22 protein-coding genes are annotated in these 22328 nt (G+C 35.8%); 3 read left to right on the top strand and 19 right to left on the bottom strand.

Annotation, left to right across the window (positions count from 1 at the left end):
* Positions 1 to 44: 44 nt before the first annotated feature.
* Both dprA and AC5YGG_RS01840 read right to left on the bottom strand, forming a co-directional pair.
* Complete coding sequence (dprA, locus tag AC5YGG_RS01845) at positions 45 to 1154, bottom strand: DNA-processing protein DprA (RefSeq protein WP_496142711.1); 1110 nt, start codon at positions 1152 to 1154, stop codon at positions 45 to 47.
* Between the two features lie 34 nt (positions 1155 to 1188).
* Positions 1189 to 1956, bottom strand: coding sequence for a rhomboid family intramembrane serine protease (locus AC5YGG_RS01840; protein ID WP_496142710.1), 768 nt, complete (start codon positions 1954 to 1956; stop codon positions 1189 to 1191).
* Positions 1957 to 2202: 246 nt separating this feature from the next.
* Between AC5YGG_RS01840 and AC5YGG_RS01835 the strand changes: the two genes are divergently transcribed.
* Together AC5YGG_RS01835 and AC5YGG_RS01830 are read left to right on the top strand one after the other, a co-directional pair.
* Complete coding sequence (locus AC5YGG_RS01835; RefSeq protein WP_496142709.1) at positions 2203 to 3129, top strand: DUF3078 domain-containing protein; 927 nt, start codon at positions 2203 to 2205, stop codon at positions 3127 to 3129.
* Between the two features lie 229 nt (positions 3130 to 3358).
* The gene (locus AC5YGG_RS01830) at positions 3359 to 4282 is read left to right on the top strand and encodes a DUF3078 domain-containing protein (protein WP_496142708.1); all 924 of its coding nucleotides are present in this window, start codon (positions 3359 to 3361) and stop codon (positions 4280 to 4282) included.
* Between the two features lie 68 nt (positions 4283 to 4350).
* Here the strand turns inward: AC5YGG_RS01830 and sufD are convergent, their stop codons facing one another.
* The 5 genes from sufD to AC5YGG_RS01805 all read right to left on the bottom strand — a co-directional run bounded on the left by sufD (position 4351) and on the right by AC5YGG_RS01805 (position 8816).
* On the bottom strand, positions 4351 to 5658 hold the full coding sequence (gene sufD, locus AC5YGG_RS01825) for a Fe-S cluster assembly protein SufD (protein WP_496142707.1): 1308 nt from the start codon (positions 5656 to 5658) through the stop codon (positions 4351 to 4353).
* A gap of 103 nt (positions 5659 to 5761) precedes the next feature.
* Positions 5762 to 6505 carry a Fe-S cluster assembly ATPase SufC gene (gene sufC, locus AC5YGG_RS01820; protein ID WP_496142706.1) on the bottom strand — a complete coding sequence of 248 codons (744 nt, stop codon included), beginning with the start codon at positions 6503 to 6505 and terminating at the stop codon, positions 5762 to 5764.
* A gap of 30 nt (positions 6506 to 6535) precedes the next feature.
* Positions 6536 to 6946, bottom strand: a complete 411-nt coding sequence (uraH, locus tag AC5YGG_RS01815) for a hydroxyisourate hydrolase (protein WP_496142705.1) — start codon at positions 6944 to 6946, stop codon at positions 6536 to 6538.
* A 22-nt stretch (positions 6947 to 6968) separates the two neighbouring features.
* Complete coding sequence (gene sufB / locus AC5YGG_RS01810) at positions 6969 to 8417, bottom strand: Fe-S cluster assembly protein SufB (protein WP_496142704.1); 1449 nt, start codon at positions 8415 to 8417, stop codon at positions 6969 to 6971.
* Between the two features lie 69 nt (positions 8418 to 8486).
* Complete coding sequence (locus AC5YGG_RS01805; RefSeq protein ID WP_047098035.1) at positions 8487 to 8816, bottom strand: HesB/IscA family protein; 330 nt, start codon at positions 8814 to 8816, stop codon at positions 8487 to 8489.
* Between the two features lie 145 nt (positions 8817 to 8961).
* Between AC5YGG_RS01805 and AC5YGG_RS01800 the strand changes: the two genes are divergently transcribed.
* A complete protein-coding gene (locus AC5YGG_RS01800) occupies positions 8962 to 9807 on the top strand; it encodes a GLPGLI family protein (RefSeq protein WP_496142703.1) in 846 nt (281 codons plus the stop codon).
* A gap of 126 nt (positions 9808 to 9933) precedes the next feature.
* Here the strand turns inward: AC5YGG_RS01800 and ypfJ are convergent, their stop codons facing one another.
* From ypfJ to nrfD, 12 genes are all read right to left on the bottom strand, one after another.
* Positions 9934 to 10791 carry a KPN_02809 family neutral zinc metallopeptidase gene (ypfJ, locus tag AC5YGG_RS01795; protein WP_496142702.1) on the bottom strand — a complete coding sequence of 286 codons (858 nt, stop codon included), beginning with the start codon at positions 10789 to 10791 and terminating at the stop codon, positions 9934 to 9936.
* A 72-nt stretch (positions 10792 to 10863) separates the two neighbouring features.
* Positions 10864 to 11736 carry a hypothetical protein gene (locus AC5YGG_RS01790; protein ID WP_496142701.1) on the bottom strand — a complete coding sequence of 291 codons (873 nt, stop codon included), beginning with the start codon at positions 11734 to 11736 and terminating at the stop codon, positions 10864 to 10866.
* Between the two features lie 16 nt (positions 11737 to 11752).
* On the bottom strand, positions 11753 to 13831 hold the full coding sequence (locus tag AC5YGG_RS01785) for an LTA synthase family protein (protein WP_496142700.1): 2079 nt from the start codon (positions 13829 to 13831) through the stop codon (positions 11753 to 11755).
* 214 nt (positions 13832 to 14045) lie between these two features.
* Positions 14046 to 14564 carry a 6,7-dimethyl-8-ribityllumazine synthase gene (gene ribH, locus AC5YGG_RS01780; RefSeq protein WP_065395674.1) on the bottom strand — a complete coding sequence of 173 codons (519 nt, stop codon included), beginning with the start codon at positions 14562 to 14564 and terminating at the stop codon, positions 14046 to 14048.
* A 3-nt stretch (positions 14565 to 14567) separates the two neighbouring features.
* A complete protein-coding gene (locus tag AC5YGG_RS01775; protein WP_496142699.1) occupies positions 14568 to 15275 on the bottom strand; it encodes a YfgM family protein in 708 nt (235 codons plus the stop codon).
* A 157-nt stretch (positions 15276 to 15432) separates the two neighbouring features.
* A complete protein-coding gene (locus AC5YGG_RS01770; protein ID WP_496142698.1) occupies positions 15433 to 15969 on the bottom strand; it encodes an adenine phosphoribosyltransferase in 537 nt (178 codons plus the stop codon).
* Positions 15970 to 17175, bottom strand: a complete 1206-nt coding sequence (locus tag AC5YGG_RS01765; RefSeq protein ID WP_496142697.1) for a hypothetical protein — start codon at positions 17173 to 17175, stop codon at positions 15970 to 15972.
* Positions 17176 to 17225: 50 nt separating this feature from the next.
* Positions 17226 to 18242: a hypothetical protein gene (locus AC5YGG_RS01760; protein WP_496142696.1), complete on the bottom strand. Its 1017-nt coding sequence runs from the start codon at positions 18240 to 18242 to the stop codon at positions 17226 to 17228.
* Positions 18243 to 18380: 138 nt separating this feature from the next.
* Positions 18381 to 19712, bottom strand: a complete 1332-nt coding sequence (locus tag AC5YGG_RS01755; RefSeq protein WP_496142695.1) for a quinol:cytochrome C oxidoreductase — start codon at positions 19710 to 19712, stop codon at positions 18381 to 18383.
* Positions 19713 to 19720: 8 nt separating this feature from the next.
* A complete protein-coding gene (locus tag AC5YGG_RS01750; protein WP_496142694.1) occupies positions 19721 to 20398 on the bottom strand; it encodes a c-type cytochrome in 678 nt (225 codons plus the stop codon).
* 1 nt (position 20399) lies between these two features.
* Positions 20400 to 20921 (bottom strand): DUF3341 domain-containing protein, encoded by a 522-nt coding sequence (locus AC5YGG_RS01745; protein WP_047098680.1) that lies wholly within the window; start codon positions 20919 to 20921, stop codon positions 20400 to 20402.
* Positions 20908 to 22305, bottom strand: a complete 1398-nt coding sequence (nrfD, locus tag AC5YGG_RS01740; protein WP_065395681.1) for an NrfD/PsrC family molybdoenzyme membrane anchor subunit — start codon at positions 22303 to 22305, stop codon at positions 20908 to 20910. The genes AC5YGG_RS01745 and nrfD overlap by 14 nt, the downstream gene beginning before the upstream one ends.
* Positions 22306 to 22328: the final 23 nt, after the last annotated feature.

The following is a 22328-nucleotide window of genomic DNA, read 5'->3' as shown; positions in this document are numbered from 1 at the left end:
AATGTTATGTATGAAATAATGCAATATTAAGAAATCGTTAATTCTTAAATTGCAATAAATTGCCTCCCGGAAAATGATTTTACTTTCCCCAAAAGTTCTAATTCCAAAATTATTGGTAAAATTTTATGAGACGAAACAGAAATTTCCTGAGCCAGATCGTCCAATGAAATCTGTGGATGGTCTTTGATAGATTGTAAAACAAGTTTTTGATTTTCAGTTAATTGTATTGAAGTCTCACTGCGGGGAAACAGTTCTTCAATTTTTCCTGAGGGATCGTTAAATCCCAAAAGATTGATAAGATCTTTGATTGTTGAAATAGCCGTTGCTTTGTTATGGAAAATCAATTGATTACAACCTTGGCTATAAATGTCCGAAATCTTTCCCGGAAGAGCAAAAACATCTCTGTTATAGTCATTGGCGAAAGAAGCTGTACTTACAGATCCTCCTCCAAAAGCAGTTTGTACGACAATAGTAGAGGGGGAAATTCCGGCTACAATTCTATTTCTCTGTATAAAGTTTTCACGGTCCGGTTTTCTTGAAGAATTGAACTCGGTCAATAATGCTCCTCCATCCTGAAGTATTTTTTCTGACAGGCTTCTGTTTTTGGCTGGATATAAAAACTCAAAACCGTGGGCAAGCACTGCTATAGTTGGTTTTTGTCTCCGAATAGACTGTTCATGAACCTCTTTATCTACCCCTAAGGCAAGACCACTTACAGAAGCATATTTTGAGGATTGGCTTGCTTCAAAGAAATCTTCAATAAACTGCTTACCATAGGAAGTCATATTACGTGTTCCTACAATGCTTACTTTTTGAAGGGTATCATCAATATTTCCTTTTTGGTAAAGAATTGCGGGAGCATCTGCACATTCATTAAGAAGGGAAGGTATTTCTCCAAGGTGCCTTAGTCTTATATTGACGTTATTTTTTTCACAAAACATCAATTCTTTTTCAGCAAAGCGTAAATGGTCATCATTCCCAATATCAGAAACGGTTTTAAGCCCCATTCCGTCTATCTTTTTATATTGCTTTTTTGCATGAGTCCAGGTCTCCTGAGCGCTTCCGAAAATTTTAATCAGCTTATTGAAATTGATATCGCCGATCTGGCTACATTCACGTAGGGCGATTGCATAGAAGTATTCTTCGGTGATCATTTGTGTTTTTTTTCAAATGTAGTGAATTAAGTTTTTATTTTTTTCTTAATTCATCCAAATGATCCCAAATGTCATCTCTTTTTTTATAAGGAAGTTCCAGGAAATCTTCCGGGTGATTTTCTTTGTATTCCTGCCAAAGCTTATCATCTTTTTCACTGTAATAATTGGGAAATTCCCAAATAAATTTTTTCTTTCTTTCACCTACATTTTTAAAGAGAAAGGCTATAATACTACCGACTAAAGCTCCGGAAAGGTGAGCCTGCCATGAAATCTTGCTGGGTTCCTGCATATTATAGAAAAGTTCTTCAGGAAGCATTCCCCAAACTAAACTTCCATAATACAATACCACAAGCAGTGAAATGGTAAGCAGCTTCATATTCCATTTAAACACCCCACTGAAGAAAAGAAAAAATGCAAGAACATATACCACACCGCTGGCACCAATGGTACACGTGTACATATATTCTCCAGTCATGATATCAATAGGAGGGAGTAGCCATACCAACAGTCCTGTTGCAATCCATCCGGTAAAGAACACCTTGTTGGCTACCAAAGGATAAAACTGATATAAAAGAAACATCAAAGCCGCGATAGGAATTGAATTTCCAATGATATGATCCATATTTCCATGAAGAAGAGGAGAGGTAATGATACCCAGCAGCCCTTCCGGAACAAGAGGAATAATGGCTCCGAAGCAACTTCCAAAAAAGCCATGCATTTGTAAAAAGTACCCGAACCACATTGCAGAAAGCATCAGCAATGGATATATAATCGCTCTTTTGGAAATTACATTTTTAAACATGAAGGTTTTACGTCAAATCAAAAGCCAATGATAAATTTCGGAAAATTTGTCGATGAAAGAGTTTCTATTGCTCTGATTTTAAGACAAAAGTTGTCAATTTTAACGTTTAAGCATCTTATTTTGGCATCAATTTTACTAAAGAACCTTATTGTTAAGGGATTAAACTTTATAGAATAGAATTCTTTAAGGCTTAATTTGCCTTTTAAAAAAATTATATTAATATTTTTGCATTGAAAATTTAGAATAATGAAGAAGTTTTTATTGATTCTCTCCTTTTTTGTTGGGATGTATGCCAGTGCACAAGAAGAATTAAAAAAGGATTCCATCGTGGTAGATACAGTAAAGTACTGGTCGGTATTAGGAAAAAACACTTTAATGATTAATCAGGCTGCCTTTTCAAATTGGGTAGGGGGTGGAGCCAATAACGTAGGGTGGCTTGCTGGTATTAATTATAATATTACCTATGAAAAAGATAATGATCTTTGGGAAAACATTATCATTCTTGGCTACGGGCAGAATGATACCAAAGGACTTGGGATCAGAAAAACACAGGATATGATCAATGTTTCTACCAACTACGGGCGTAAGTTTTCCAAAAGCTGGTATTTCTCTTTAGGGACAGGATTGCAGTCTCAGTTTGCTCCGGGATATGAAGATGGAAATAATCCGGAAGCAAAAAAGATTTCAAATTTTATGTCTCCGGGCTATCTGAACGTCGGGATGGGTATCACGTATAGACCCAATGATAATTTAACCGTGACTCTACGACCTACCAACGCCAGATGGACTTTTGTTTTAGATAAAGATCTTCAGATTGCAGGAAATTATGGTCTGAAAAGTGATGGAGATTCTTCGTTGTTACAATTCGGTTTCTTAGGAACAGCGCTGTACAAGGTTAAAATTATGGAAGATGTTCACTTAACGAATACCGCATCTGTATTCTCCAATTACCTGGATCGTCCGGACAGGCTGGTTCTTGCTTATGGAGCGATCTTAAATTTAAAGGTTAACAAGTATATTTCATCCAATATAACATTAGATGTGCTGTATGATCATAATCAGATTGAAAAAACACAGCTAAAGCAGACCTTAGGAATTGGTTTTGCCTATACATTGGATAACGGAGTAAAACGCTCTGATCGAAAAGACAGCCAATGGTGGATAAAAAAATAAATTAAAAAATACTATAATATGAAAACACTTCAGAAATGAGGTGTTTTTTGTTTTAAATTATACAACTATTTTAAGTTTCTTTAAGTTCGTTATACTATATTCAAGTAGTTAATTGCTTTAATTTTATTGTGTTACATTGGGTTTTAAAGTGAAACTAAATTCATTTCAGAGTGAATTTTGAGAAGGTGTGGAGTATTATTTTTATACATTTGTAAAAAATCGTTTGATTATGAAAAAAGTTTTATTGATCGCTTCCATTTCTTTTGGAGCTATTGTAACAGCACAAGAAACTAAAGCTGATGCCCCAGCAGCAGATACCGTGAAAGCCTGGTCTATTCAGGGACAAAACACACTAATGCTTAATCAGGCTGCCTTTTCAAACTGGGTAGGTGGTGGAGCCAACAACGTGGGATGGCTTGCAGGGGTTAATTATAACCTTACTTATGAGAAGAATAAGGACCTTTGGGAAAATATTATCATTCTTGGTTACGGACAAAATAATACACAGGGTACCGGAGTAAGAAAAACTCAGGATGTTATTAATTTATCAACCAATTACGGAAGAGAGTTTGCTAAAAACTGGTACTTCTCTGCAGGAGCAGGTCTTCAGACTCAGTTTGCACCAGGTTATGAAGACGGGAATAATCCTGATGCAAAGAAAATTTCAAGCTTTATGGCTCCGGGATATCTGAATCTGGGTGCTGGTGTTACTTACCGTCCAAATGAAAATCTGACGGTAACTTTACGCCCTGCTAACGCGAGATGGACTTTTGTATTGGATAAAGATCTTCAGACAGCAGGAACTTACGGTCTTAAAAATGATGGAGATTCTTCTCTGTTTCAGTTCGGTTTCTTGGGAACAGCAATGTATAAGCTGAAAATTATGGAAAATATTACTCTGCTTAATACCGCTTCCGTATTCTCAAACTACTTAGATCACCCTGAAAGGCTGGTATTGGGATATAGTGGAGTGTTAAGTATGAAGATTAATAAATATATCTCTACCAACGTTACTCTGGATCTTTTGTATGATCACAATCAGATCTGGAAAACACAGTTAAAGCAAACATTAGGAGTAGGTCTTGCTTACAACTTTGATAATGGAAAAAAACGTTCCGAGAACAAGGATAACCAAAATTGGTTGAAAAAATAATTCGGAGTTATTATACATAAAAAAGCACTTCATAAGAAGTGCTTTTACTTTATCAATATATATAAATTTTAAAATTCTATATCTACTTCCAGTTTCTCTGCCAAAAGCTTTGAAATTTTCTCCTTTAGAGGTTCAATATCGATATTCTGCATAGCATCATTAGCAAATGCATACAGAAGTAATGCCTGAGCTTCTTTTTTAGAGATTCCTCTTGCTCTTAAATAGAATAATGCATCTTCATTCAGCTGTCCTACTGTACATCCGTGAGAACATTTTACATCATCAGCAAAAATTTCCAACTGAGGTTTTGTGTCAATGCTTGCGCCTTCGCTTAGCAATACGTTGTTATTCTGCTGGTAAGCATTGGTTTTCTGAGCAATTTTATCAACAAATACTTTCCCGTTGAAAACTCCGTGTGCATTACCATCAAAGATTCCTTTGTAGTTTTGGTAACTCTCACAGTTCGGGAAATTATGATGAACTGCCGTGTGATGATCTACCAACTGATCTTTTCCGATAATCGTAATACCATTCATGAATGAATTGATATTAGATCCATTCTGGATGAAATCAAGGTTGTTTCTTACCAATTTACCTCCGAATGAGAATGTATTTACAGTTGTTAAACTGTCTTTTTCCTGTTTTGCGAAAGTATTGTCAATAAGATATGAAGTATTGTTGTCGTTCTGAAGTTTATGCCAGTCTGCTTTTGCATTTGGATAAGTGAAAATCTCAGTCACAGAGTTTGTTAATACATAAGTACTGTCAAAGTTGTGATGACTTTCAATGATCTCTACTTTTGCCCCTTCTTCTACGATCAATAGATTTCTTGTGTTGTAGAATGTGTTTTCTTCTTGATTCTGAGAGATATAGAAAACATGAATTGGCTTTTCAATTACTACATTTTTAGGAACTTTCAAAAAGAAACCGTATTTGCAGTAAGCAAGGTTTAAGTTTGTGAAAGCTAAATCTTTAGAAGCAATTGTATTGAAATATTTTTCAAAAACCTCTTTATGTTTGTCATCATTCAATGCATAATTGAATGAAAGGAACTCTACATTTTCAATAGATACTTTTGAAAGCTCTTTGTGAAGTTTACCATTTACAAAAACAATCCAATCAAAATTTTCTTCACCCAGATGCAATTGATCAAACTGCTCCTTAGTGATATTATGGTGTTCGTTCGGAAAGAAGTTGTAGTTTTTTTCCGTGATCTCCTTTAGATTGGTATATTTATATTCTTCGTCTTTCTTTGTCGGAAAACCAGCTTCTGCAAACTTTCCTAAAGCCTGAACTCTCGTTTCATCCAAAAAACGGTGACGAAGTGTGCTTAGAAATTCGTTATGATTATTTAAAATTTGTTCGTTTAAACTCATTTTCTGAACGTTTATTCTGTCAATTATAAGAATGCTAGATTCCTACGGAATGACAAAGATTGCGTTTAATTTTTTTTATTTTTATTGGCTTTAATCTTTCAAATTAATTTAAAAGCCAGTCGTACCCTTTTTCTTCAAGTTCTAATGCTAAAGACTTATCACCTGTTTTGATGATTTTTCCATTAGCTAAAACGTGAACGAAGTCAGGCTGAATATAGTTAAGCAATCTTTGATAGTGAGTAATCAAAAGAACTGCATTTCCTTCGTTTTTAAAAGCATTTACACCGTCTGCAACAATTCTCAGTGCATCAATGTCTAATCCTGAATCTGTTTCATCCAGAATAGCTAATTTCGGGTCAAGCATCATCATCTGGAAGATCTCATTTCTTTTCTTTTCACCTCCTGAGAATCCTTCGTTTAGTGATCTTGAAAGGAAATCTTTTTTGATTCCTAATTTTTCAGATTTTTCACGAATCAATGCAAGCATTTCTTTTGCCGGCATTTCTTCTAATCCGTTTGCTTTTCTTGTTTCGTTTAAAGCAGCCTTGATGAAGTTCGTTACAGAAACTCCCGGAATTTCCACTGGATATTGGAAAGATAAGAAGATTCCTTTGTGTGCTCTGTCTTCAGGAGCATCTTCAATGATGTCTTCTCCTCGGAAGATGATCTCTCCACCTGTCACTTCGTAATCCTCTTTTCCAGCGATTACAGAAGAAAGGGTAGACTTACCGGCTCCGTTTGGTCCCATAATAGCGTGAACTTCGCCTGGCTTTATTTCAAGGTTAATCCCTTTTAATATTTCTGCGCCGTCTTCAATTTTGGCGTGAAGGTCTTTAATTTGTAACATTCTTGCTAACTTTTTCTTTTTATAATTGTACTAGCTTCCTCTGTACGTGGAATATCCAAATGGTGATAAAGTAATCGGAACATGATAATGCTCGTTGTCCTTGATCTTGAATATTACTTCAATAGACGGATAGAAGCTTTCTATATTTTTATGTTTGTAATAATCTTCTATGAAAAATACAAGTTTATATTTTCCGTTATTACCGGCTTTTTGATATGGTAAAAAATCTGAAACCCTGCCATTATTATCAGTTTGCTTTTTACCAAGAGAAACCCATTGTTTTGTGTTTTCATTATATTTTTCCAGTCCTATTTCAACTTTTCCTGCAGGTTGTCCCTGTGAAATATCAAGAATATGACTTGATAATTGAAATCCTGTTTTCTCCTGAGCAGAAAAACTTACAAAAATAAACCCAAAAAATACCAATAAGAACTTTTTCATAGAGACTATCTTTTTCAATGGGTTATCCAACTGAACCTTCTAATGAAATTTCAAGTAATTTCTGTGCTTCAATAGCAAATTCCATTGGAAGTTTATTTAATACTTCTTTACTGAAACCATTTACGATCAAAGCAATTGCTCTTTCCGTATCGATACCTCTTTGGTTACAGTAGAAAATCTGATCTTCTCCGATTTTTGAAGTCGTTGCTTCGTGCTCCAATTGTGCCGTAGGATCTTTAATTTCAATGTAAGGGAAAGTGTGTGCTCCACATTCATTACCCATCAATAGTGAATCACATTGTGAAAAGTTCCTTGCTCCTTTTGCAGAAGGCATTACTTTTACCTGTCCTCTGTATGAGTTTTGAGACTTTCCTGCAGAAATACCTTTGGAAATGATTGTAGACTTGGTGTTTTTTCCAATGTGGATCATTTTTGTTCCTGTATCGGCGTATTGGTGGTTATTCGTTACTGCGATAGAGTAGAACTCTCCGATAGAATTATCACCTTTAAGAATACAAGACGGATATTTCCATGTTACAGCAGAACCTGTTTCAACCTGTGTCCATGAGATTTTTGCATTTCTTTCACAAAGACCTCTTTTCGTTACAAAGTTGAATACTCCTCCTTTTCCTTCTTCATTACCTGGGTACCAGTTCTGAACTGTTGAATATTTAATTTCCGCATTATCCATAGCAATCAGCTCAACAACAGCGGCGTGAAGCTGGTTTTCATCTCTTGATGGTGCTGTACATCCTTCAAGGTAAGAAACATAACTTCCTTCGTCTGCGATAACAAGCGTTCTTTCAAACTGTCCTGTTCCTGCCTGATTGATACGGAAATAAGTAGAAAGTTCCATAGGACATTTTACCCCTTTTGGAATATAGCAGAAACTTCCGTCAGAGAATACTGCGGAGTTTAATGCTGCATAGAAGTTATCTCCTCTCGGAACTACTTTTCCAAGATATTTTCTTACTAAATCAGGGTGATTTTTGATCGCTTCAGAAATAGAACAGAAAATAATTCCTTTTTCCATCAAAGTATCCTGAAAGGTTGTCTTTACAGAAACTGAGTCTATTACGATATCTACAGCAACTCCTGAAAGTCTTTTTTGTTCCTCGATATTAATCCCTAGCTTTTCGAAAGTTTTCAATAATTCAGGATCTACCTGGTCAAGGCTTTCCAATTCTGGTTTTGCTTTTGGAGCAGCGTAGTAACGGATTGCCTGAAAATCTGGTTTTTCATATTTGATATTCGCCCAGTTAGGCTCTACCATTTTCTGCCAGATTTTGAAAGACTCCAAACGCCATTCAGTCATCCATTCCGGCTCCTCTTTTTTAGCGGAGATTGCACGGATGATATCCTCATTTAAACCAATCGGGAAATCTTCGTAATCTATTTTAGTTTCCCAACCGAATTCGTATTTTTTATTTTCTAGATCGACTCTTAAATCGTCTTCAGTGTATTTACTCATTACTATTTTTTAGATTTCAGATTTTAGACCTCATCATTTTTCTGACGTCTAGTATCTTATGTCTTTTCTCTAAAGACTAAATGATTCTCCACATCCACATGTTCTGGATGCGTTCGGATTGTTAAAAACAAATCCTTTTCCGTTCAATCCTCCTGAATATTCAAGAGTGGTTCCTGCTAAATAAAGGATGGATTTTTTATCTATAATAATCTTAATATCATTATCTTCAAAAATCTGATCTGTGTCTGTTTTTTGGTTGTCAAACTTTAAAACATACTCTAAACCAGAGCATCCGCCGCTTTTCACCCCAACTCTTATATAATCTTCAGCAGGGTTAAAACCATCTTCCGTCATAAGTTGGATGGCTTTCTCCTTTGCATAGTCTGATACTTTTATCATTGTATTTATTTAGAATGATTTAATGAGGCAAAAATACGAACAAAAATCAGGATATAAAAATCAGCATTTTTATTTTATCGATTTTTATCATTGATGAGTTTAACCTTGGTAATCTTTTGAAATCCAAAACATAAATTAACTTATAATGAAAAAATTAGGCATTATTGCTCTGGCACTCTTTATACAGCAGGTTTCAGCCCAAGCAAACAGGTTTGTATATCAGGTAACGATGAAGCCGGATGCTGAAAATAAAACAGATATTAAAACTGAAAATGCATATCTTGATATTTCTCCGGAAAAATCGGTTTTTTACTCTGAAAACAGAATTAAAAGAGATTCTATTATGAAAAAAGCGTTTCAAGGTGGCGGTGGAAGAGGAAATATCAACAGAGATCAGATGGAAAGCTTAAGAACGAATATCAATTATACGGTAGAAAAAGATAAAACGAATCAGAAGACTTATTTTAAAGACAGAATAGGAAGAGATATGTATTCTTATGAAGAAGACAGACCACTGACGTGGATAATTTCTTCGGAAACTACCAAAATAGGAGCGTATAAGGTTCAGAAAGCAGAAACAGAATTTGCAGGCAGAAAATGGACGGCGTGGTTTACTACGGATCTGCCTTATCAGGATGGTCCGTATAAGTTTGGAGGACTGCCGGGATTGGTGGTAAAAGCAGAAGATGATAAAGGAGATTATTCTTTTGATTTAATGAGAAATTATAAGATCACTGATTTACCAACGCTGAATCAATTTGGTAATACTTTAAAAGTGAAAAGAACAGATTTTGTAAAGCAGCAGCAAAAGTTCAAAACAGATCCAATGTCATTTATGACCCAAGGAGCTGGGGGAATATCTGCTCCAATGAGAATGGGCGGAGGAAGAGGTTCTGGTGGTAATCAAAATCCTGCTGATATGAGAAAAAGAATGGAGGAAAGGGTAAAAGAAGAAGCTAAAAAGAACAGCAATCCGATTGAGCTACAATAAAAATGTATTCTGGCTAAACCTAACAGGTTTTCAAAACCTGTTAGGTTTAAATCAGGAAGAAAGCAGAAATAAAAATGCCAGTGAAGATCTTCACTGGCATTTATTGTATCATGTAAGTTTATTTTATTATTTCAAAAGTTGGTTGAAAGTGTCACCCTGTCTGATATCACCGGTGTTATATCCCTTCATAAACCATTCTTTACGTTGTGCTGATGATCCGTGGGTAAAACTTTCCTGATTCACATATCCTTGTCCTCTCTTTTGAATATTATCATCTCCTACGGCTTCAGCAGCATCTATAGCAGATTGTATATCTCCGGGTTCAAGAATTTTTTTTGAATCATCGGTACGTCTTGCCCAAACTCCTGCATAAAAATCTGCCTGTAATTCTGTAGCAACAGATACTCTGTTCATTTCAGCTTCGGAATATCTTCCGCTTCTTCTCAACGCATCTACTTTCTGTGTGGTTCCTAAGAGAGTCTGTACATGGTGTCCTACTTCATGAGCAAGAACGTAGGCTACAGTAAATTCAGTTACTTTGGCACCAAATCTCTGCTGAAGTTCACCAAAGAAACTCATATCCATATATACTTTTTGATCTGCGGGGCAATAGAAAGGTCCCATTGCAGACTGAGCTGTTCCGCATGCCGAATTCGTTGTATCTTCAAAAAGTACAACTGCAGGTTTAGAATAAGTCATCCCATTTTCTTTAAAGATCTGATCCCATGTAGTGATGTTCCATTTTGCCATCATATCTACCATTTCACCAATCTTTTTTTCTTCTACAGTAAGTTCTCTGCTTTCAGAGTTGCCGGAAGATTGTACGCTGCCGGAGTTCAGTATGCCGGAAGGATCTCCGCCCAAAAAGAAAACAATGGCTGCTATAATTAAAGTTCCGAGTCCGCCACCTACGATCATACCACCTCCGCCACCGGAGCCACGGCGATCATCAACGTTACCGCCTCTGTCGTCTGTCCATCTCATAATAATATGTTTTTTTGTATCCGTAAATTTATAAAATTAAAGTTTACGATAATTTATTAAGTTATAAATGGTTTACTGATCATTGAACTTTTCTACCAAAATTCTTTTATAATAATCTTTATTATGCCCGTTGATATGCTCCAGATAATTGTATTTATCTGTAAAATATTGTTTTTGGCAGCTGATAGGAAGGTATTGAGTGCTGGTATCATCTTCCGTATGCTCTATAATACGATATGTTGGAAGATTTACCTGTAAAAGGTCTTTGTTTTTTGCTAAAGCTTCAATGATGCTATAATCTAAGAAGTTATTGCATCGATATGTTTTTATATCTGTTTCTATATATTTTTTATAATAATAATTGAGAGCTTCTTTTCTGAAGACTTTATCTCTTCGGCTAAAAGTAGTGAATAACGTAGAAAGCCAGTTATATTTAATATGGTTCTTTAATCTTTTTGTTGAGCTATTATCTTCAGGAGAAACTATTATGCTGGGTAGTTTTACTTTTTTTAATATGTCTACAAGTAGTAGTTCTGAAACGGTTTTTAGTTCGTTGAAATTTTTCTTTTCACCAATTTGTTCATAAAGCTGAATCTTTCCAAAGAGATCTGCATTGAGATTCTCAGAAATATATTCATGAAGAAAAGAATGATCTCCGGTTAATAACAATTTATTGTCCTTTTCAATAGTTATAGATAGTTTTTCCTTAGGCTCTAAAAATATATTGATAGTTCTGGATAGGTTCGAACCCTTGATTGAAATAGAATTTACCCCTGAAAATTCTTTTTTACTCCCGCTGTTAAGCTTTGTAGACTGATTGCTATTTTCTATCACCACAGACTCACGGGTTGCATTGATAACCGTAATATTTTGACTCTGTAATGTTGTAAAATAAAATAAGAGGATACCGAAAGTAATCCTCTTATTTAAAAACGAATATTTCATATTCTAAAATATAAAATTATCTGTTAAGTTGTTTGGTCTTCAGCCAATACGATGTTGACTGATATGCTGAAATGGCATCATCCACTAGCTTTTGGTCCTTGTCTTTTAATAATTTCTCGTCATAATATAGCTTAAACTCAGGTGCCAAATTACTGTTTTCCAGCTCTAAAGAATATTGTTTTGCTTTTTTAACAGGAGAAATGATGGTTAAACGATTGTCTTTTACAAATCCGAGATCCTGGTAAGTCGCAATATACGCCTTAGGCTGGAATTCCGGTTTGAAAACATCTTGTCCCAGAAACTTAGATTGGTAGCTGAAATTCAATAATCCGAAAAGAGTAGGCATCAGATCAATCTGAGACATCAGGGCATCGAATTTTTGAGGCTGGATAAATCCTTCAGAAAAGATCATTGCAGGAATTCTGTATTTATCCATAGGAAGTTCAGTTTTTCCGGCGCTGGATGCACAGTGGTCAGCAACAATTACAAAGACTGTATTTTTATACCAATCCTGTTTCTTTGCCATATCAAAGAATAGTTTTAAAGAATAGTCTGTATATTTTACACCACCTTCACGAGATTTAGCTGTTCCCGGAATATCAATTCTACCATCAGGATATGTAAATGGTCTGTGATTGGAAACCGTCATCCAGTGATTAAAGAAAGGTTTTCCTGATTTCGCTTCAGCATTCATGACCTGAATTGCTTTTCTTGCCATATCTTCATCTGCAACACCCCAAACATTAGCAAAGGTGATTTCTTCCGGCTTAAAGTTATTTCTGTCTACAATATCATATCCGTTGCCTTCAAAGAAGTCCTGCATATTATCAAAATAGCTATATCCGCCGTAAAGATATTTAACATCATATCCTTTTGATTTGAAAACGCTTCCGGTAGTGAATTTATTCTTGTTATCATCCCTTTTAATGATACTTTCTCCAGCTGTAGGAGGAATGCAAAGGGTTAAAGCTTCCAATCCGCGTACAGTTCGGTTTCCTGTAGCATACAGATTGGTAAACATAAGTGACTTTTCAGCAAGGCTATCAAGAAAAGGAGTAATCTTCTGCGTGTTTCCATAATGTTCCAGGAAATCAGCGGAAAGACTCTCAATGGAGATTAAAACTACGTTTTTCTTTGCTTCAGGCTGCTCTGCAACAATATTTCTGGATAGTGTATGTTGCGGAAACTGGCTCAGGAAGTTCTTTTCTGCCTGCTTTTGATCAAGTTGTGAATAGAATTGGAAATAATCCAGTTCATTATGAGTAAATGCCCAATAGAACTTAGGAATTCCGTTAGCTTCAATTTCATCAGCGAAAACGTTATCAGACTTTATCTGCATTAATGAAGGGATTACCATCAAACTTACAGCACAAAGAATAGCAAATGTCCCCAGTAAAATTAATTTTTGTTTAAAATTTGGAAGCTCAAGCAATTCATCCTTTGTTTTTTTATAAATGAACCATGTAATAGCGATAGTAACAGCTAATATTGCAGAGAATAATGGAACTACCGGATAACTTTCCATGATATTTCCAATCACTTCATTCGTATAGATCAGGTAATCTACAGCGATAAAGTTGTAGCGGACTCCAAATTCATTATAGAAAAAGTATTCACTTACTCCATTGAATATGATAGACATAACATACAGAAACAATGTAATAAAGTATAATACATTACGGATCCTGATTCTTTGGGTGGGAAGGAAAAGCATTAATCCGAACAATAATGTTTTCAGCCCTACAAAAGAAAGTGCAATTTCAGTGACAGAGCCTCCGTATTGCTTGAAAATATTATTAGGAATCAGCCATATATAAAGAAAAAATAAGACTAACATTCCAAAAATAACATAGCCATATGGTTTTTTATATTTTGAATTGGAAAGGAACAGAAAATAGAGAGCGAGTAGGGAACTGGCAAGTATGAAGACAAAGAAGTCATTCACAACACCTATAAAAAGTACTTTGATTACCTCAAAAAAACTGAAACTGGCAGTTGTAATGGGATGAAAAAAGAATACTGTTCTTATAATCAGTGAGATAATAAGATAAAAAGCTCCTAGATACAGGAAGGGTTTTACTTTTTTTAGAAACATGAATTTCGGTCTATACGATTTTCACAAAGATAGTTGTTGTACACAAATTTTAGATCAAAAAAAGTAAAACATAATATTTATTAGTAAGATTTTAAGAGTTTAGCCGTGTAAATTAAACAAATGTTCAATGCATTTAGCATTATCCTAAAACCTTTCAACAAAAAAAAAGGACTATTAAAAAATAGTCCCATATATTGTTAAAGTATATCAAAGATTAGGAATGTCCGAAACCGATATTTCCTTTTTTATCAGACAGATTCTTTTTGAAATCAATCATTCTTAAAGCTGTAACTGCTGCTTCAACGCCTTTATTACCAAGATCACCACCACTTCTTGCGATAGACTGTTCTTTGGTATCATCTGTTAATACACAGAAAATTGTAGGAGTATCCGTCATGATATTACAATCCTTAATTCCTTGCGCTACTGCAGAGCATACATAGTCAAAGTGAGGCGTTTCACCACGGATTACACACCCGATAGAAATTACTGCGTCATATTTTCTTTCTTTACAAAGCTGCATACTAGCGTAGCTTAATTCAAAAGCTCCGGGAACAGGGAAAAGCTTAATATTTTCAGGTTTTACGCCTTCTTTTTCAAGGATTTCCAAAGCTGCGTCACGAAGATTGTACGTTACAAAATCATTCCACTCAGAAAAAACAATGCCGATAGAAAAATCTTCGGCATTGGTTATATGAAGTGGCTTGTAATCGGAAAGATTAACTGTTGCCATTTTTTAATAATATTTAGTCATTTCAATGTAAGAATCAGACATTCCGTTGTCATAATCCTGGTATTTCTCGTCAATTGCAGAGAAGTATTTTTTAGCATCTGCATTTTTCTTTAATCCTAAAGCTACAATACCTGCTTTTCTTGTGAAGAAATAAGTAGTATAAGGATCATCAGACGCAGTAGCTGCTTTGTCTAGTAATGATAAAGCTTCATCGTTTTTGTTCAATCCTGATTTAGCATCAGCCATAGCACCATATTTCATTGCCATTAGCGTTTTGTTGTCAGAAGAGAATTTATCTAAAAGATCGTAAGCTTCCTGGAATTTTCCTTCTTTGAATTTCAATAAACCAGCGTTGTAAGCAGATAATTGCCCGATGCTTGTTCCGGAATATTCATTAGATGTACCAATGAAACCTGGGTTTGCAGCAGATTTTCCACCTAAAGCTTCTTTTTCTTTATTTTCATTTAGGTTTTTCTGAGCAGCAAGGAAACTTTTTACAGCTTCAGCATTTTTAGGAGCAACTACAAACTGCTTATATCCGAAGAATCCTAAAACTCCTAAAACTAAAACTCCAAATACAATACCTAAAGGTTTTGAATATTTTTCAAGAAATCTCTCAGTGTTTAAGGCTTCTCTGTCAAGATCTTTGAAGAACTCAACCGTTTCTTTACCTTCTTGCTCGTTCTGAGCATTCTTTCCCAATTTTGCCATAAGTTTTTAAAAATTGAATTGCAAATTTAATTGTTTCTTAGAGATTTACAAAATACTTTTAGAGCATTATTCTATAAATGTTATGAATTATCAACCGTTGATAATAAAAATGCCTCGAAAACATAGTTACGAAGCATTAATTTTTTATCTGTTCTGATTAATATTCTAAAATGTGGTAGACTTCTGCACCGAATTTTTTCAGCTTTTCATCTCCCTTCAGGTCTTTTAAACCAATCAGGAAACTGAATTGTGAAACAGTAGCACCTTGCTTTTCTACTAATTTAGCGGCTGCTTCAGTAGTTCCTCCCGTTGCTAAAAGATCGTCGTGAATTAAAACTCTTTGTCCTGGCTTTATCTGTCCTTCACGAGTTTCAATAACAGCACTTCCGTACTCCAGATCATATTTTTCTGAAATGACTGGTGGTGGAAGTTTGCCTGCCTTCCTGATTAAGATAAAAGGAACTTCTAAAGCTACAGCAATAGCAATTCCGAACAGGTAACCACGGCTTTCTATTCCGCATACTGCATCTACTTTTCCTTTACTGTTAGCAGCAAGGTCTGCAATTACATCTTCATAAAGTTTAGGATCTAAAAAAATAGGCGAAATATCTTTAAACTGAATCCCGGGAATAGGAAAGTCTGAAATATTTTCAATTGTTTCTTCTAATTTTCTGATCAGTTCTGGTGAAGCCATTTATGGATTGATTTTATAGCTGGAAATTTTCCAGTCTCCGTTTACATTTTTAAGTCCGAAAGTTACTTTCAGAGAAGTTGTTTTACCGCTCTTATCCGTTACATCATACGTAGCATTTACACTTGCGCCATTAGCATTCGCAGCACTTGTTGTAATGTTTTTTACGCTTACATTTTTTACTGCACCAAAACCAGAATTTGGGTTAGAGAAAGATTCATAGCTTCCCCAGCTTGGATTATTGGATGCGTCATAAGCAGCTTTTAGGTTTTGAGAGCTTACACTGCTCAAGAACTTGCTAACCGTATTCTTAGGATCTGCTGTTGGCTGTTTTGGAGCAGCAGGAGCAGCAGGTGTTGCTGTAGCAGGATCTGTAGTTGAAGATGGAGTAGTTGTAGATGGGTTATTCGGATCTACCACAGCACTTGGTTGTTGTGGTACAGCAGCAGTATCAGTTTTAGGAACTGCCGGTACTTTTAGGGCAGCTGCATTTACATCAAGCCCGATTTTTGACATTTTGAACGTCTTTGCAGTTGTTTTTACTGAAACAGTGATGTCTATTTTATTATCTACAACTTTAGATGCCGGAATAGAAGAGAATTTAAGATTAAATCCTTTAAAGTTGTTATCCTGCATTAAGTTTTTAGCTGTAGAAAGTCTCACTCCGTTACTGAATACTTCTAGTGTCGCTTCAAGTCCGGCACCTGTAAAAGAGACAGGATTTCCTGCTGCATCTACAAGTCTGGGTACAATTTGAATAGCAGTAGGCGCACCACTTCCATCATCACCTGTTGGTCTTGTAACAATGCTTAATGCTCCGGCTTTTACGTCATTCGGGTCACTTTCTTTAGCTTTATCATCACCGAAGATATTCATTTCACCTAGAGATGGCGGGTCAGTACTTACCCATTCTATACCATTTTTCTGAGCCACTTCGTCAGCAAGAGACATGATTTCAGGAACTTTCTTCCCGTTGATCAGTTTTCCAAGAGCTTTTAGTTCATTTACATCACCATCAGCCTCTACGCCAAATGTTTTAAGGATATAAAGAGCTTCATTAAACTTAATCTGCTTAATGGTAGGTAGGCTGGAAGTCATATCATTAATACTTGACTGCAGCGTTTTAGTATTCGTAGCATCTACATGATCTTTCTTACATGCTGTAAAAAGCAACAGACTGAAAACAAGTAGAAAAGAAAACTTTTTCATTTTTATTTGGTTTGTTGCAAATTTAGTAAAACCTTTATTAATAGTTGATTTTATTTTTTGTTTTGTTTTTCCTGCAGGTCGGCTTTAAAGAAACTGCTGAAAATCGTCTGCATATTAGGGAATGAAGCGTCTTGCCAGTATTGAGTTTTATAATTGCTGATTTCCGTATTGAATTTCACACTTTCAGTTTTATTATCATTGCTGAAACTGATTTCGGTTGTGTAGAAATTTTCGTAAGAAACAACCTGATTATAATCTTTCTCACTTTTGTGTTTTAGTTTAATATATTCTGTTTCATTAAACTCAAGAAGGTCTTTGAGGCTCTTTTGAGAATCTTTTTCAAAAGCGATATTTTGAATGCCTTTTAAATCAAAAAATCGGAATCCAAATAAGGCAAATTCTTTTTGTTGTAAATAGGCTCCTGTAACTTCTATTTCATCTTTTGTAGCTCCTTTAAGTTCTTTAATTTTTGTATTCTTCTTTTTATATTCTTCAAGATTTCCTACTTTTTTAAGTTTTGGAGGATTCAGCGAGTTCCCATAATCCCAGCTTGCTGTTTGTTTTTTTTCCTCTTTTGGATCAATCAGTCTGTAGATTCTATACTGTTCCACGTTTGTACTTTTTAATTTTTTTGTTTTATTATCAAAAATGTAAGTGATCACCCCATCAGCATAGCCGTTTAATTTGTTATTGACAGTAACGTAAGAATTAAAGTTTCCTTTAAGAAGAATATATTTTGCCGGCTTATTATTCTTGATCACTACAGTTTCAATTTCTTTTACCTGATCATTGATTTTGATGACAGATTGATCGAGTTCTGAATACGAAAGAGTAGCCACAGGGAAATTATTATAAACCAATTGAAATTTTTCCTGAGAAGGGATCAGTGATTGCTTTTCGATTTTTCCATCAATATCTGAGTAGGCGAGGATACTTCCATCTCTGCCAAATACTGAAACTTTAGAAAGTGGTTTATTCGTTTTTTCAGATATAAAAGTAATGGTTTGTGCATTCGTAAAGTAGGAGATCAAACTAAAGATAATGTAGAACAGGTAAATTCTTTTCATAGTAGGATATTATTTTGGTATTAGCTTATAGAGCAGTCTTAATATAATTCTGTGAAGATGATTATTCAAATTAGAACAAAAAAAAGACTGATCGTTTAAACAATCAGTCTTTTATAGTTTTATTTTGTTACAAGTTCCTTAGAAAGGATACTCATAAATTTCAGATTCGTGTAAGAATGGGTTTCCTGTAGGAATCAGTTTAAGCTTAGTTAACGCTGAAAGTACAGTAAACATAAATAATCCAGCTACGAATAGGATTGCTCCTAAAACAAGTAAGAATACTTCCGGAGTGTTCCAGTAAGGTCCTACTGTTCCTGGCATTACCATGTTGAAGTAGTCTAGGATGTGTCCTAAAATAACTACTACAGCCATTGTAGTAACTACTTTGTAGTTTCTCTTGATGCTGCTACTTACTAATACCAATAATGGTAATAAGAAGTTGATGATTAGCATCGGTAAGAAAGTAGGAGAGTAGTGTTGGAATCTTCCGAAGAAGTAGTTAACCTCTTCCGGAACGTTTGCATACCAATAAAGCATGAACTGAGCGAACCATGTATATGTCCAAAGCATACTTGTAGCGAAAAGGAATACTCCTAAGTCGTGTAAGTGGTTGTCATTGAACTGTGGTAAGAAACCATTTTTCTTAAGGTAAACACTTAATAGAATGATTACAGCAATACCACTTGACAGGCAGCTAACCATTGAATACCAGATATACATTGTAGAATACCAGTGAGGGTCAATAGACATCAACCAGTCCCAAGCCCAAGCAGCAGAAGCAAATCCGAAGAATGCAATATAACCTACTGACCATCTGTAAAGCATTTGATACTCTACCTTAGACTTAGTTTCGTCTACTTTTTTAGACTGAGCCTTTAATTTCCAAGCGAAGAAAGAAGCACCAATCACATAGATTAAAGTTCTTACTGCATAGAAAGGAATATTTAAAAACTTTTTCTTTTCGAATAGGATCACATCAAAGTGTGGATCATCAGGATTTGTTAAAGCTGGATCCATCCAGTGGAACAAGTGTCCGTTATGAGTGATGTTTAAGATCATTAAGATAACCAGAATTGCACCACCATAAGGGATAAAAGAAGCGATAGCTTCCATTACTCTTGTAATGATAATTGGCCATCCTGCATGTGCAGCGTGCTGAATAGAATAGAAGAATAATACGCAGCAGCTTACTCCAAAGAAAAATACAGCTACAAAATGTATTGCTGCTAAAGGCTGGTTGTGTACCTGCATTTCCGCGTGCTCAAGGTGAGCTGCGTGGTCTTGAGGTCCAACCATTTCACTTGAGTGTGTAGGAGCAGTATGACCAGAAGCATGAACAGCTTCCATCATGTGTTCTATTTTCTCAGTAGAAAGTCCTTTATTCATAAAGAAACCAATACCAAACAGAACTAAACCTACAACAAGAAGTATTATAGAAGTTGATTTTAATTTTGGTGAAAAACTATACATTTCTTTTCTTATTTTTTAGTTTCGGTAGTCGTTTCAGTTGCTGGGGCTGCGGCTGCCGGTGCTGCTGCTCCTTTTTTGAAGGCGCTCATCACATACATTGCCACTCTCCATCTATCACCAGGGTTTAGCTGTCCAGCATAAGATCCCATCGCGTTTCTACCGTTTGTTAATACATAATGAACAGACCCTACTGTAAGCTCTCTGTCAGCATAGTTCGGTACTCCAGAGAAAGCCCCTGTTTGTACAATTGGTCCTTGTCCATCACCTCCTGTTCCGTGGCATGCAGCACAAGTGTGGTCAAACAATACTTTTCCTCTTTCAAGATCCTTAGCTGCATTAGCTGGGTTCAAAGGAGAAGCCGTTAGTTTTTTAGAAGCATCATATCCTGCGTTGTACTCGTCAACATTTTTTGGAAGTAAGCTTTCTTCAAAAACTCCATCTTTATTCTGAGCAACTGAACCTTCTACTGGAGAAAGACCTGTTGCACCATTATTCTTAACAAAAGCAGGAATTTCATTTTCATGATCTGAATACGCATCCTGAGCTTTCATCAATGGATCATAAGCTACCGGAAAATACATGTCCGGGAAGTATACCAATGGAGTATTCTCCTTTGGTCCGCAAGAGTTAAGTAAAACTGTTGTTAAACCTAAAACTGCTGTAATTCTTAATACATTCTTTTTCATTTTAAGCGTCTTTAACAGTTATTTCTTCAACTCCAGTTTCAATTAGCAACTGTTTTACAGATTCTACATCTTCAGTTACGAATTCCATCATGAATTTATCATCAGTAGTTCTTGGATCCGGGTTCTGAGCTGGAGCTCCTGGATACATTTTGTTTCTAACTAAGAAAGTTAAAGACATCATGTGAGCCGCACAGAATACCATTAATTCGAACATTGGAACTACGAATGCAGGCATGTTGTGTCCCCAGTCAAATGCTGGTTTACCACCGATGTTCTGAGGCCAGTCGTGGTTCATTACATACCAAGTTAAAGTAGCACCGATAGTAACACCATAACAAGCATAGATGAAAGCAGCATCAGAAATTCTAGTTTTCTTTAACCCTAAAGCTTTATCTAGTCCGTGAACCGGAAACGGAGTATAAACTTCGTTTATTTTGATTCCTTTATCGTTGAATGCTTTAACGCCGTTCATTAAATCGTCGTCGTCAGCATAAAGTCCGTATACAATTTTAGTGGTGCTCATCTCCTTCTTTTGCTTTATAAGTTTCACCTGAGATTTTCAAAATCGATTTTAATTCAGCCTGTGCAATTACAGGGAATGTTCTTGCATATAATAAGAATAATACAGAGAAGAATCCGATTGTTCCTAAGTATACACCCACATCAATGATCGTTGGCTTAAACATTGTCCATGATCCTGGTAAGTAGTCTCTAGAAAGGTTGATAACGATGATATCAAAACGCTCGAACCACATACCGATGTTGATGATCAATGCAACGATGAACGTCCAGATAATGTTTGTTCTTAGTCTCTTGAACCAGAATGAAGCTGGAATTACAAGGTTACAGATGATCAGTGACCAGAATGCCCACCAGTAAGGTCCTACAGCAGCACCTGGAGAAAGATATGTGAAATCTTCAAATCTAGATCCTGAGTACCATCCGATGAAATATTCAGTTGCGTAAGCTACAGTTACCATACCACCAGTTAAGATGATTACGATGTTCATAATTTCGATATGATACATTGTAATATACTCTTCTAAGTGACACACTTTTCTTGCAACTAATAATAGTGTTTGTACCATTGCAAATCCTGAGAATATCGCACCAGCAACGAAGTAAGGAGGATAGATCGTAGAGTGCCATCCTTTAATTACTGAAGTCGCGAAGTCAAAAGATACGGTAGTGTGTACTGAGAATACAAGCGGAGTTGCTAAACCTGCAAGAACCAAAGAAAGTTCTTCGAATCTTTGCCAGTGTTTTGCTTTACCACCCCAACCGAATGCAAGGAATGTATAAATCTTCTTAGTCCAAGGAGTTTTAGCTCTATCTCTGATCATTGCAAAGTCAGGGATTAGTCCCATGAACCAGAATACAGTTGATACTGAGAAATACGTAGAGATCGCAAATACGTCCCAAAGTAGAGGAGAGTTAAAGTTCCCCCAAAGAGAACCGAATTGGTTTGGTAATGGGAATACCCAGTATCCAACCCAAACTCTACCCATGTGAATTACCGGGAAGATTGCCGCCTGTACAACCGCAAAGATCGTCATCGCCTCTGCAGATCTGTTTACAGACATTCTCCATCTCTGTCTAAATAATAATAATACCGCTGAGATTAGGGTTCCGGCGTGACCAATACCTACCCACCATACGAAGTTGGTAATATCCCAACCCCAGTTAATAGTTCTGTTAAGCCCCCATGCTCCAATACCTGTTCCGATAGTATAAGCGATACAGCCGAATCCATAGATGAATAGAACTAAGGCAGCATATAATGAGATCCACCATAATTTACCTGCTCTTTCTTCGATAGGTCGTGCAATATCTTCTGTGATATCGTGATAAGTTTTGTGACCAATAATTAGAGGTTCCCTTATCGGAGCTTCGTAATGTCCTGACATTTTTTACCTATTTATTATTTAAA

Source organism: Chryseobacterium sp. CS2K3 (genome assembly GCF_059515185.1).
Note: the sequence above shows the minus strand (reverse complement) of the source record. Positions and strands in the feature narration are given on the sequence as shown.

What these genes read in the sequence shown, in the direction of transcription:
- AC5YGG_RS01790 (WP_496142701.1), bottom strand. Translation starts at nt 11,736, where the DNA reads ATGAAATATTCGTTTTTAAATAAGAGGATTACTTTCGGTATCCTCTTA.
- AC5YGG_RS01765 (WP_496142697.1), bottom strand. Translation starts at nt 17,175, where the DNA reads ATGAAAAAGTTTTCTTTTCTACTTGTTTTCAGTCTGTTGCTTTTTACA.
- AC5YGG_RS01775 (WP_496142699.1), bottom strand. Translation starts at nt 15,275, where the DNA reads ATGGCAAAATTGGGAAAGAATGCTCAGAACGAGCAAGAAGGTAAAGAA.
- AC5YGG_RS01830 (WP_496142708.1), top strand. Translation starts at nt 3,359, where the DNA reads ATGAAAAAAGTTTTATTGATCGCTTCCATTTCTTTTGGAGCTATTGTA.
- AC5YGG_RS01755 (WP_496142695.1), bottom strand. Translation starts at nt 19,712, where the DNA reads ATGTATAGTTTTTCACCAAAATTAAAATCAACTTCTATAATACTTCTT.
- AC5YGG_RS01745 (WP_047098680.1), bottom strand. Translation starts at nt 20,921, where the DNA reads ATGAGCACCACTAAAATTGTATACGGACTTTATGCTGACGACGACGAT.
- ribH (WP_065395674.1), bottom strand. Translation starts at nt 14,564, where the DNA reads ATGGCAACAGTTAATCTTTCCGATTACAAGCCACTTCATATAACCAAT.
- AC5YGG_RS01840 (WP_496142710.1), bottom strand. Translation starts at nt 1,956, where the DNA reads ATGTTTAAAAATGTAATTTCCAAAAGAGCGATTATATATCCATTGCTG.
- sufD (WP_496142707.1), bottom strand. Translation starts at nt 5,658, where the DNA reads ATGAGTTTAAACGAACAAATTTTAAATAATCATAACGAATTTCTAAGC.
- uraH (WP_496142705.1), bottom strand. Translation starts at nt 6,946, where the DNA reads ATGAAAAAGTTCTTATTGGTATTTTTTGGGTTTATTTTTGTAAGTTTT.
- AC5YGG_RS01750 (WP_496142694.1), bottom strand. Translation starts at nt 20,398, where the DNA reads ATGAAAAAGAATGTATTAAGAATTACAGCAGTTTTAGGTTTAACAACA.
- AC5YGG_RS01785 (WP_496142700.1), bottom strand. Translation starts at nt 13,831, where the DNA reads ATGTTTCTAAAAAAAGTAAAACCCTTCCTGTATCTAGGAGCTTTTTAT.
- ypfJ (WP_496142702.1), bottom strand. Translation starts at nt 10,791, where the DNA reads ATGAGATGGACAGACGACAGAGGCGGTAACGTTGATGATCGCCGTGGC.
- dprA (WP_496142711.1), bottom strand. Translation starts at nt 1,154, where the DNA reads ATGATCACCGAAGAATACTTCTATGCAATCGCCCTACGTGAATGTAGC.
- AC5YGG_RS01760 (WP_496142696.1), bottom strand. Translation starts at nt 18,242, where the DNA reads ATGAAAAGAATTTACCTGTTCTACATTATCTTTAGTTTGATCTCCTAC.
- nrfD (WP_065395681.1), bottom strand. Translation starts at nt 22,305, where the DNA reads ATGTCAGGACATTACGAAGCTCCGATAAGGGAACCTCTAATTATTGGT.
- AC5YGG_RS01770 (WP_496142698.1), bottom strand. Translation starts at nt 15,969, where the DNA reads ATGGCTTCACCAGAACTGATCAGAAAATTAGAAGAAACAATTGAAAAT.
- sufC (WP_496142706.1), bottom strand. Translation starts at nt 6,505, where the DNA reads ATGTTACAAATTAAAGACCTTCACGCCAAAATTGAAGACGGCGCAGAA.
- AC5YGG_RS01805 (WP_047098035.1), bottom strand. Translation starts at nt 8,816, where the DNA reads ATGATAAAAGTATCAGACTATGCAAAGGAGAAAGCCATCCAACTTATG.
- sufB (WP_496142704.1), bottom strand. Translation starts at nt 8,417, where the DNA reads ATGAGTAAATACACTGAAGACGATTTAAGAGTCGATCTAGAAAATAAA.
- AC5YGG_RS01800 (WP_496142703.1), top strand. Translation starts at nt 8,962, where the DNA reads ATGAAAAAATTAGGCATTATTGCTCTGGCACTCTTTATACAGCAGGTT.
- AC5YGG_RS01835 (WP_496142709.1), top strand. Translation starts at nt 2,203, where the DNA reads ATGAAGAAGTTTTTATTGATTCTCTCCTTTTTTGTTGGGATGTATGCC.